The organism is Staphylococcus pasteuri (assembly GCF_003970495.1).
GTDB classification, from domain to species: domain Bacteria; phylum Bacillota; class Bacilli; order Staphylococcales; family Staphylococcaceae; genus Staphylococcus; species Staphylococcus pasteuri.
Genome location: NZ_RXWW01000065.1, coordinates 4,291 through 15,023, shown reverse-complemented (window position 1 = coordinate 15,023; position 10,733 = coordinate 4,291). Strand labels below are relative to the sequence as shown.

9 protein-coding genes and 2 pseudogenes are annotated in these 10,733 nt (G+C 27.0%); 4 read left to right on the top strand and 7 right to left on the bottom strand.

Going from position 1 to position 10,733, the window contains the following annotated elements; all coding sequences use genetic code 11:
* The coding region (locus tag CD121_RS12455) for a M56 family metallopeptidase (RefSeq protein WP_257214284.1) at positions 1–1,026 on the bottom strand (1,026 nt) is incomplete at its 3' end.
* A 106-nt stretch (positions 1,027–1,132) separates the two neighbouring features.
* Here CD121_RS12455 and blaZ point away from each other — a divergent pair.
* Entirely contained in the window at positions 1,133–1,978 is an 846-nt protein-coding gene (gene blaZ / locus CD121_RS09715) for a penicillin-hydrolyzing class A beta-lactamase BlaZ (protein WP_000733621.1), read from the top strand.
* A gap of 40 nt (positions 1,979–2,018) precedes the next feature.
* Here the strand turns inward: blaZ and CD121_RS09710 are convergent.
* Positions 2,019–3,708 (bottom strand): annotated as a pseudogene (locus tag CD121_RS09710) (IS1182 family transposase).
* Between the two features lie 487 nt (positions 3,709–4,195).
* Here CD121_RS09710 and CD121_RS09705 point away from each other — a divergent pair.
* Complete coding sequence (locus CD121_RS09705; RefSeq protein ID WP_000612780.1) at positions 4,196–4,606, top strand: YolD-like family protein; 411 nt, start codon at positions 4,196–4,198, stop codon at positions 4,604–4,606.
* Between the two features lie 28 nt (positions 4,607–4,634).
* Here the strand turns inward: CD121_RS09705 and CD121_RS09700 are convergent, their stop codons facing one another.
* From CD121_RS09700 to CD121_RS09690, 3 genes are read right to left on the bottom strand one after another with little or no spacing between them, the layout of a single operon-like run.
* Complete coding sequence (locus CD121_RS09700) at positions 4,635–5,000, bottom strand: DUF6262 family protein (RefSeq protein ID WP_000514485.1); 366 nt, start codon at positions 4,998–5,000, stop codon at positions 4,635–4,637.
* A gap of 8 nt (positions 5,001–5,008) precedes the next feature.
* Positions 5,009–7,072, bottom strand: a complete 2,064-nt coding sequence (locus tag CD121_RS09695; protein ID WP_000026855.1) for a site-specific integrase — start codon at positions 7,070–7,072, stop codon at positions 5,009–5,011.
* Positions 7,073–7,074: 2 nt separating this feature from the next.
* The gene (locus tag CD121_RS09690) at positions 7,075–8,187 is read right to left on the bottom strand and encodes a tyrosine-type recombinase/integrase (RefSeq protein WP_000706211.1); all 1,113 of its coding nucleotides are present in this window, start codon (positions 8,185–8,187) and stop codon (positions 7,075–7,077) included.
* A 184-nt stretch (positions 8,188–8,371) separates the two neighbouring features.
* Here CD121_RS09690 and CD121_RS09685 point away from each other — a divergent pair.
* Positions 8,372–8,674 (top strand): annotated as a pseudogene (locus CD121_RS09685) (YolD-like family protein); the annotation flags it as partial.
* Between the two features lie 74 nt (positions 8,675–8,748).
* Here CD121_RS09685 and CD121_RS09680 read toward each other — a convergent pair.
* Positions 8,749–8,919: a hypothetical protein gene (locus CD121_RS09680; RefSeq protein WP_017637889.1), complete on the bottom strand. Its 171-nt coding sequence runs from the start codon at positions 8,917–8,919 to the stop codon at positions 8,749–8,751.
* Positions 8,920–9,304: 385 nt separating this feature from the next.
* Here CD121_RS09680 and CD121_RS09675 point away from each other — a divergent pair, with 385 nt between their 5' ends.
* On the top strand, positions 9,305–10,345 hold the full coding sequence (locus CD121_RS09675) for a C45 family autoproteolytic acyltransferase/hydrolase (protein ID WP_126568090.1): 1,041 nt from the start codon (positions 9,305–9,307) through the stop codon (positions 10,343–10,345).
* 53 nt (positions 10,346–10,398) lie between these two features.
* On the opposite strand, the gene CD121_RS12450 is transcribed toward CD121_RS09675, so the two are convergent.
* Positions 10,399–10,733, bottom strand: a 335-nt coding sequence (locus tag CD121_RS12450) for a DUF4097 family beta strand repeat-containing protein (protein WP_257214283.1), incomplete at its 5' end; no start/stop codon positions are given.

The following is a 10,733-nucleotide window of genomic DNA, read 5'->3' as shown; positions in this document are numbered from 1 at the left end:
GGGCTTTTTATAATTATAATCAGTTAAGGATTGCCCCATTAAAAACTGGCTTTGAATTATCATGATAAAAAAAGTAAAAATACAAACAAAAATTAGAATTAATTTTGACTGCTTTTTCAAATTGGCTTCTTTTATATTAATTAATCTTCTTTTGAGTAATGATTTTTTACCATTAAATGAATGGCTTAATATATTTTTGTTGAAAAATGGGGTTTTTAATACGGAATCCATAATAGCTTCCGCATAAGACTTAAATTCATTTTTGTTAATATTATTAAGGACAAATCTATCGGCTTCTACTTCATTGTCATGAATCATCTTTCTTTTTACAATTTGTATTAGTGGATTATAACTCATAGCAATAGAAAAAATATGAAAGATAATTAAATGCAAAGTATCTCTGTTTTTAGCATGAGCATACTCGTGCAATATTATATATTTTAGTTTTTTGTCATTTATACTTTTAAAATATAAACTGGGAATCAAAATAATATATTTTCCATACCAAAAAGTTATTGGAGAATGAATAGATTCTGCTTTTCGAATCACAATATTTCTTTTATATTGATGATTGAAAAGTATCTTGTTTATTTTATCTTTTTCTTTTTCATTTAGATAAAGTGACTGTTTCTTTAAATACTTAAGATATAATAAAGAATTTAAAAATTTAAAACTTAAAATAATAACTAAAACTATCCAAATAACTGTGCAGATATTATCTATTGAATCCCAATTAATCTTATGGATGTCTGTTGTAAACTCATGAACAGGTTTAGTGGTATTTATGTTAGGATTCAAATTGTGTGAATTACTTTCAACTGTGGGCTCTTGATTATTCAAATTATTAAATTTAAAAAAAGAGAATTTAATAGGGATGAAAGGAATTAATCCTGCAAGAAGAGTTAGATACCAAACTTTATAATTTAACATATAATTAAAATAGCGTTTTAATATGTACCTAAAAAATAATAACAATAGAAATATAAAACAAAAGCTTACTATGCTCATTATTAATAACTTAGCCATTTCAACACCTTCTTTCAAATAATTATAATAAACTATTGACGCGAATATTACAATTGTAATATTATTGATTTATAGAAATTACAACTGTAATATTGGAGGGTATATTTTGAAAAAGTTAATACTTTTAATTGCAATTGCTTTAGTTTTAAGTGCATGTAATTCAACCAGTTCACATGCTAAAGAGTTAAATAATTTAGAAAAGAAATATAATGCTAATATTGGTGTCTATGCATTAGATACTAAAAGTGGTAAGGAAGTAAAATTTAATGCCGATAAGAGATTTGCCTATGCTTCAACTTCAAAAGCGATAAATAGTGCTATTTTGTTAGAACAAGTACCTTATAATAAGTTAAATAAAAAAGTACATATTAACAAAGATGATATAGTTGCTTATTCTCCTATTTTAGAAAAATATGTAGGAAAAGATATCACTTTAAAAGAACTTATTGAGGCTTCAATGAAGTATAGTGATAATACAGCAAACAATAAAATTATAAACGAAATCGGTGGAATCAAAAAAATTAAAAAACGTTTAAAAAAATTGGGAGATAAAGTAACAAATCCAGTTAGATATGAAATAGAATTAAATTACTATTCACCAAAGAGCAAAAAAGATACTTCAACGCCTGCTGCTTTCGGCAAGACTTTAAATAAACTTATCGCAAATGGAAAATTAAGCAAAAAAAATAAAAATTTCTTACTTGATTTAATGTTAAATAATAAAAACGGAGACACTTTAATTAAAGATGGTGTTCCAAAAGACTATAAGGTTGCTGATAAAAGTGGTCAAGCAATAACATATGCTTCTAGAAATGATGTAGCTTTTATTTATCCTAAGAACCAATCTGAACCTATTATTTTAGTCATTTTTACGAATAAAGACAATAAAAGTGATAAACCTAATGATAAATTGATAAGTGAAACCGCCAAGAATGTAATAAACAAATTTTAATAGTCTAAATGTACTACAAAAACTGATATAATTCTATCTTTCATAAAACTTCATAATATCGAAGAGTCCGGGACATAAAGTTCTTGGATAAGTGAAAAAAAGACAATTTCTATTGAAATAATATAGAAATTGTCTTTTTTATAAATTTTTTGATTATTTTCAGCTCGTTGAGCTACTACTTTTCTTATATTAAGTGCCATTAATACAAAACCAAGTTCTCTTTTGACTTTATTGAGTCCTCGGACAGACATCCGAGTGAAACCCAAAATAGCCTTCATAAATCCAAAAACAGGTTCCACATCAATTTTTCTTTGACTGTAGATATTTTTTGTTTCTGGTTCTGAAAGCTTTTTGTTAATTTGGGATTTAAAATATTCCCAGTTATAATTCTTCATTATTTTTTTGTTTGTTTTTGAATTGAAGTTCATACATTGATTTTTCAGAGGACATTCTGAACAATCATCACATTCATATAATTTGAAGTCTCGCTTATAACCATACTTATCATGACGATAGGCATATCTTTTAAAACCTAGCCGTTTATTATTCGGACAAATGAATTCGTCATTAATTTCCTCATAGTTACAATTTTGAGTATTAAAGATGTCACTTTTATATTTTTTAGTTTTATCTTTTATAAACATTCCATATGTTATGAGTGGCGTTCGATTAAAGTCATCTATAATTGCCTTATAATTTGATTCACTACCATAACCTGCATCAGCTACAATATATTCAGGTAAATGACCGTAGGTCTCTTGAATTGAATTTAAAAATGGAATCATCGTTCTAGTATCCGTTGGATTTTGATACACATTATAAGATAAAACAAATTGGGAATTTGTCGCTATTTGTAAATTATACCCTGGCTTAAGTTGTCCATTTTTCATGTGATCTTTTTTCATTCTCATAAATGTCGCATCATGATCTGTCTTAGAATAACTATTTCTATCCTTTAAAATAGATTTTTGAAATTCGTATCGATACTTTCGCTCAAAATAATCATTGATTTGCTTTTTGTATTTTTTGATTTTAGTTCTTTTGAGACGTATTTGTTTTCTTGTTTTAGTACATTTTTCATTGTTGATATGTTGGTTTAAATCTTCGATTTCTTTATCTAAGTGACTACCAATCAAATCTATTTCTTCTTTTGTTAATTCATTATCATGATTTTCTTTAATTTCCGGTATGATTTTATTGGTTACCAATTCATGGTAGAGGGCTTTAGAATCCTCATTCATCTTTAATTCATGGTTTTGAATACTCTTTTTCCATACAAATGTATATCGATTGGCATTTGCTTCAATTTTTGTACCATCAATAAAAATAGCTTTATCATCTATAAGATTTTGTTTTACACACTGACTGTAAAATTGAATAAATAAAGATTCTAATAAAGCATCTACTTTTGGATTTACTCTAAATCGATTAATTGTTTTATAAGAAGGTTTTTGATTTTGTGATAGCCACATCATTCGGATGCTATCATTAAGCATTTTTTCTATTTTACGACCTGAGAATACAGATTGTGTGTAGGCATATAGAATCACTTTTAACATCATTTTAGGATGGTACGAAGTTGCACCACGGTGATGTCTGAATTCGTCGAATTCATTGTCAGGAATTGTTTCAACAATATCATTTATATGTCGTGAAATATCATTTGTGGGGATAAGAACTGAAGTTTCCATTGGTAGAGTAAGTTGAGTCATGTTATAATTTTTATACATAAGGCACCTCGTTAATTTAGTTTAGTGATGTTTATTAAATTATACGAAAGTGCTTTATTTTTTTAAAGTATTACAATGTAAAATTACATATAAATACAAAGTATTTTGGCGAGACTCTTGAGGGAACAGGACAAGCTGAAGACTACAGGCTGAAGCTGTCCCCTAAGAAAGCGAGCCAACAATACGGAGTATTGTAAATAAAGAAGCCAGTAAATGAATTTGTTAAAACTCATTTACTGGCTATTTCTCTAGGGTTTATGTCCCAGACTCTATTTTTTTATGTTCACATTTTTTAAAAGAGAAAATACTATTAACATACCAAACATCATAATTCCAGTTACTATAATTATAAATGCTCGATAATCTTACTCAACTTTTCCATATAAAAAATAACTTATTTTAAATTAATTAATTAATCACATTAAAAAATTATATAATCCTTGCCAAAAAAGAACATACGTTCTACAATGATGATGAGGTGGTAAACATGATTCCAAATCCTAATGCGCCAGATGAATATAAATATGAAACTGATTATAGAAAAATACCAAGAAAATATTTAAACCCTAAAATCCCTCAAGGGCGTGGAAAAATCAAATGGCAAGCTTTTGCGACTCTCCCGCAACAGTTTGAAATTTTAGAACAAATTATAAAGGATCAAAATAAAATAGAAAAACCATTGCTAACACATGATTCATTAGATAATTTAGATCAGATTTTTCAAATAAAAATTCAAAATGATGAGTTATGTACAATCTCATATTGGGAAGACGGCAGCATTTCAAACTATACAGGAAAAATTTTGAAAATTGATACAATCAATGGTTATTTTACATTTTACGATTCTACAAATACTAAACATACTTTTTTTAATACTAATGTGTATAATATCTCTTAAACTCGAATTATTTCTCTTTACCTGTGTATTAAATATCTTCATATATTTTATTATATAATGTGTTTATTTCATCTTTGAGCCTCTTTTTCTCATTTTCTAAAGATTTTACTCTCCTTTTTAATGAAGAAATTAATGCGTCTTTACCGTCACTGTTATTTTTATGTACAAATATGTCTTTACTTTGTTCACGTAACTCTTCGATTCTCTTTCGAATTTTACTATTATTATATAAAGTAGCTTTAGATACATTTGAATGCTTAGCAACAATATTAAAGTTAATTTCTTCATTTTTTCGAACCAATTCATTTATTGCTTTAGAAACTTTTTGCTCGGTTTTAACTTTTCGTTCTGCATGTAACTGTTTTAATTGTTCTTGTCTATTAAATTTTCCCATCTTAACCTCTATACTTTTATTCTATTACTTCTCCCGAATATAATGTTTCCATCTTTTATATTACCTAATATTTCTTCATATTTATTTAATATATTAGTATGTTTTTCAACCATATCTTGTCTATTATTATTTTTAGCTAATTCTATAGATTTGACCGTTGATTTGATATGTAATTCATATTTTTCAACATCTAAATCAGAAAATCCAATAGCTAGATCCTTACATGGTTTCCCAGAATTACAAGTTAAGCATGGCGGAGCTTCCATATATGGACAATCACCGCTCAATCTAGCATGACAAGTACCATAAGGATTGTCCATTGCGTTTAATTTATGTTCTTGCCATAAAGAATTCAATGCTTTTTCTGATAATTCACTACTATGCTGTATATTTTTAATTTTACCGTCAACATCAAAACTAAAAGCCCCTTGATCAATAACTGATTCAAAAGCCTTTCTTTTTGTATCATCAAGTAACTTAGCATATCTGAGTGTCATTTCTGGTGAGGAATGTGCTAATAATTCTTGTATGGTTAATATATCTGCTCCACCATTTAACAATTTCACTGCATAGGTATGTCTAAACTGATGAGTTTTGAAATGGAAGACTTCACCTTGTTCATCAAGAATATTTTTTGTTTTTGCTAAATGATTTAAGTGTGCTCTGACCATATGCTGTGTAAAGGGCATTCCTTTTCTTTTTCCTTTATGAATAGCAAAAATATAATTATTAGGGTTGTTATCTTTTGTACTTTTAATTTTAGAATTGGCTATTAAAACTGCTACTATATCAGCTAATTCATTATCGATTGGTATCCTATGTCCTTTAACAAAAGTTTTAGCAATATCAGTAATTATTGAAAACTTTCCATTAACTTTTGCAAGACAATTATTTTTTAATGTTAATACATCAGAAATTCTTAGTCCTGTTTTAAAAGCTATCCAAACTACAGGTATTAAATCTTTGTGCAAATCATTTATATGCTCAAAAAGCTGTTCCAATACAAAATCTGGGATATAATCAATTTGGCTACTATTTTTCTTTTCGCGCTTAGGAAAGTCTTGAGGATAAATTAAAAAACGTATATCTTCAGAGGGGGCTATATCATAATTTTGACTAGCAATATCATTTAAGAACCTTCTAATTGCTTTTAATTCTTCTCTAACGAAGTTCCTAGAACTTTGCACATTTTTACTATTAGCATATTCAAATAAAAATTCTATATATGCTTCGATATGACATCTATCTAGTTCATTTAAACTATTCCTTGTTTCTTTATTTTTAGATATATTTTGAAAAAACCTAGTCAAAACTCTTATATAAAATCTTGCTGTAGCAAATGCTATATCACCAGTTATCAAACGATTTTTTAAATATTTTTTTGCTAATTCTCGCATTTTAATTGACTCAATTTTTTCAAAGTTCAAATAATTACCAGTTAGTGTTTTATTATAACTCAATCCATATTTTTCTAAATTTCTAATATCCCATTTATCTTTTTCCCATTCTTCTCGCTTATCAATAAATTTATTTAGATTAATATACATATTCTTTAAAAAAGAAGCTAGTCCACTTTTATGTTCATAATCACCAAAAACTATTGTTGATGATTTTCTTTTTATAGGTATATTATTTTTAGTCAACCAACTAAACCAGTACTTTTCTAACATATTAATATCACAATCTAGTAAAGAATTTAAATTTGGATAAACTTCATTAAAGAACTCAGCAATCTTGTTAAGTTTCACTGCTCCAGTATTAAATACATTAGATAAAGACCAATCCTCTTTAACTATAAGTTTCAAAAAAAGGTATTTAAATTCTAAATTCAAATTTTCACTTTTAATCCTAAAGAAAATATTTTTTCTTTTGTCTTTATAGTTCTTGATACTATCTTGAAATTGCTCGAACTTGTTAAAAGCTGAAATGTGCCATTCATCATTTTTTAAAAAGTAATCATCATATATTTCAGTTATTAGCACTTCTCCTTTTATGTTTATAGTTCTACTTTGTAATGTACATAATTCATTAATCATAGTACTGTTTGTAGGTAAATTAATTGGTATTGACATAGTTATTCCCCTTTATTAAAAACTTGAAATTGATGCTTAACTTTATTCCAATCTTCACGTATATCTTCTTCAGTGGGATGAACATATAAATTAATAGTCGTTTGTATATTACTATGACCGAGTCTTTCTTGAACTTGTTTAATATCCTTAGTTTCATTATAAAAAACAGTTGCATGTGTATGGCGAAATAAATGGGGGTGAACATTTATAGATGTTTTATGTTTTAGCCTTTTAAATAATGAATATATATCACTATAATGCATAGCTTCTCCTACATTTCTACCCTTTATTTTTACAAAAAGATAATCAGAACATATGGAAAGTTCGTCAATTATTTCGTACACATAATCGTCATATAAATCAATTAACGATTGAGAAATAAATATTTTTCTTTCACCAGTTTTTAAATAAGTACCATTGCTATTAAATCTATTTTTCAAAACTATTTGGTGACCTTTTCTAAAATCAAATTTGATATCATCAATGCGTAATGATAATACCTCACCTATACGCAATCCTGTTTCATATAATAATTGTATTAAGAATTTATCTCTAATATTATTAGCTGCTCCTAATAATTTCTTAACCTCAACATTGGTTAACACTTCTAGTTTTTTCTTTGGTTCTTTTACTTTCAAAATATTTTTCAACATTCCATAGTCCTTGTTTACGTGATGCATGAAACTTTTATATTTTTTAGAGTATTTACTTTCCGTATGTATAAAATCATAGAAATTAACATCTAATTTTTTGCTCCTATAGAGATAATCATAAAAATTAGATACTACAGTAATAGTCAGATTAATTGTCTTAGGACTAATGCTTTTTCCTTTTCGGTGATAAGAGAGGACATTCTCATATTCAAAAGGTGTTTTCATCCATCTTATAAAATCAACAAAGTTATCAAAACTAACTTCTTTATAGCATATCTTTTTACTTTCTAAGTAAACAAAAAATTTTTTTAGTGCATAGGCATAGGTTTTCTTGGTATTTAAACTTTTATTAACACTATCCAGATACTTCAAATATCTTACTGCATCTACTATAGGTTCATTATTACCATCTAAAATCATAAAATTGATACCATTCTTAGATTTTACTTCTACTATTTTCATAATAATCTCATTTCTAATTTTTAATAGTATAAGTATACACTATTCGAACTCTTTTTACATCATACATATTAAACTTATTACACGTAATAAAAAAAGACTATTTAATATTTTTACTTTGTTCATTTTTTCTTAAAATATGATTCATTTTAAACAAAATAGTCTATATTCTTCAATATATATATAACCATTTGCTACACTACCAGAGCAATTTGAAACAATATATCAATATATTATTGACCAAAATAAAATTGAACGCCCCATACTTTCAGAAGACCAATTATCTGAATTGAATTTTCGTTTACATCAATCCCTTCAATTAAACCAACCTGTTATCGTTAAATATTATGACGCTGGTTACTTTAAATCAATCGAACTTAATATTGAGCGTATTGATGCCATTACTTTTGAAGTTGAAGGCTATCAATCACATTCTTCTGAGAAATATAAACTCTCTATATTAGATATTATAGCTATTTCCCCTTCTTAAAAACTATTTTAAGGTAAATAAAAAAGCCACTGATGACTATCTCATCAGTGACTCTTAATTAATTTGAAGTCAAATTAATTGTTATTTTCGATATCTGAAACGATTTCTTTAGTTTTTCTTTCGATATCTTCAAAGTCTTTTTTGAAAATATAAGCAAATGCAACTACACCTACACCTGCAACAACTGTAGTAATAGCTACTAAACTAAATACAAATTTAAATAAACCTTTAATAAAGTTCCACATTAAAATTCACCTCTATATTTGATATGCATATCTACAATACCATATGATAGCATATTTATCGTAATCAATAAATACATACCCTTTGTACTGATAATATAAGCTTCATTTCATCAAATTTATGATAGTATAGACATATAAAAAAACGACTGATTTAAAAATCAGTCGCTATTTCATAATTAATGAAACTATCTGTTCCACCAAGTACTAATTGCAGCTTTTGCACGTTGATACGCTTTATACATAGTATCACCCCTAAATAGATAATTTAAATATTATCAATAACTAGTTACAATATTATTATATATAAATTTACTTAAAATAACAATTAAAGTAATATTAATATTTTATTACAATATGTAAATTTTTATTAAGGAGCATATTTATAATGCAAAAAGTTCAAACCGATATAATGACACATAGAGGATCCCACTATGATTTAGGTGTTCAAACCGGTAATTGGTTAAAACAAACCGAATTATTAAAGAATCGTGAACAAGAATGGAAAAAAAGAATACCTCGATTTGATATAGACATTAATGAAACCCACTCAATCTTTCAAACATACGCTCCAAAAATTTGGGAAGAAATTATGGGAATGCAAGATGTATTAAAATTACCTACACGACAAATGATTTTAAATTTTGCTCATTATCGTTTCACAGATTTAAAAGATAGTGGTTGTACTGTATTTAGAGGACAAGATTATATTGTTCGAAATTATGATTATCACCCCGCAACATATGATGGTAGATACTTATTATTTCAACCTAATGATGGAGGATTAGCGCAAATTGGTCCCACTTCAAGAGTCACTGGTAGAATGGATGGAATGAATGAAGCCGGTTTAGTTATGGCATATAATTTCATGCACCGTAAAAAGCCTGATAATGGTTTCGTTTGCTATATGATTGGAAGATTAATATTAGAACTTTGTAAAGATGTAGATGAAGCCATTCAACTATTAAAAGACCTTCCACACCGTAGTTCTTTCAGTTACATTTTAATGGATAAAGAATTAAATAATGCAATAGTTGAAGTTACACCAAGAGATATCCAAGTACGATACGATAATATCTGTACTAATCATTATGAAATATTAACCCATGAAAACAGAAACTATACTCAAGAATCCAAAGAACGATTGGCACGTACAGTTAATCAAACTCATACTCAATTAGATAAACACGAGGCATTTAAACTCTTTAATGATCCACAATATAAAATATATAGCAAACTTTTTAGAAGTTGGTCAGGTACTATTCATACTACTATGTATGAACCAAAATCCCTAACTGCATGGATGACTTTAGGTGAAAATAAGGCCCCATCTTCTATTAATTTTAATGACTGGTTAAATGGTATGGAATTACAACAAACATCATTTGAAGGTTTAATTGATAGCGACTTAACGTTTGCAACATATTAAAAAAAGTACAAAAGGAAAGTTTAAATTATTTTCCTTTTGTACTTATCTCATTTTTATTTAATCGTGATATCTCCATCAACAGTATAAAATTCTAAAACATTGTTACTTTTCCCTACTTTACTTTCATGGAAGTTTTTATTTTTAATTAAAGATTGTCCTTTACTTGGTTTCAACTTCAATAAGGTATCTTGAGGTGTATCTTTATATTTAAAACTAATATTTCCATCTTTCGTGGAAGCTTTTATATCAGATTCAGATGGCATATTTTTAAAATTAATATCTCCTTGATTTAATAGGAATATGGAATTATTAATTTTGTTATGTCGAGTATTAATTTCACCTTTGTCTATGTTAATATGCGTATCTTTAATTTTAGAGTTATTCATTG

Coding starts and splice junctions, on each gene's coding strand:
- CD121_RS09705 (WP_000612780.1), top strand. CDS start 4,196: ATGATTCCAAATCCTAATGCGCCAGATGAATATAAATATGAAACTGAT.
- CD121_RS09700 (WP_000514485.1), bottom strand. CDS start 5,000: ATGGGAAAATTTAATAGACAAGAACAATTAAAACAGTTACATGCAGAA.
- CD121_RS09695 (WP_000026855.1), bottom strand. CDS start 7,072: ATGTCAATACCAATTAATTTACCTACAAACAGTACTATGATTAATGAA.
- CD121_RS09690 (WP_000706211.1), bottom strand. CDS start 8,187: ATGAAAATAGTAGAAGTAAAATCTAAGAATGGTATCAATTTTATGATT.
- CD121_RS09680 (WP_017637889.1), bottom strand. CDS start 8,919: ATGTGGAACTTTATTAAAGGTTTATTTAAATTTGTATTTAGTTTAGTA.
- CD121_RS09675 (WP_126568090.1), top strand. CDS start 9,305: ATGCAAAAAGTTCAAACCGATATAATGACACATAGAGGATCCCACTAT.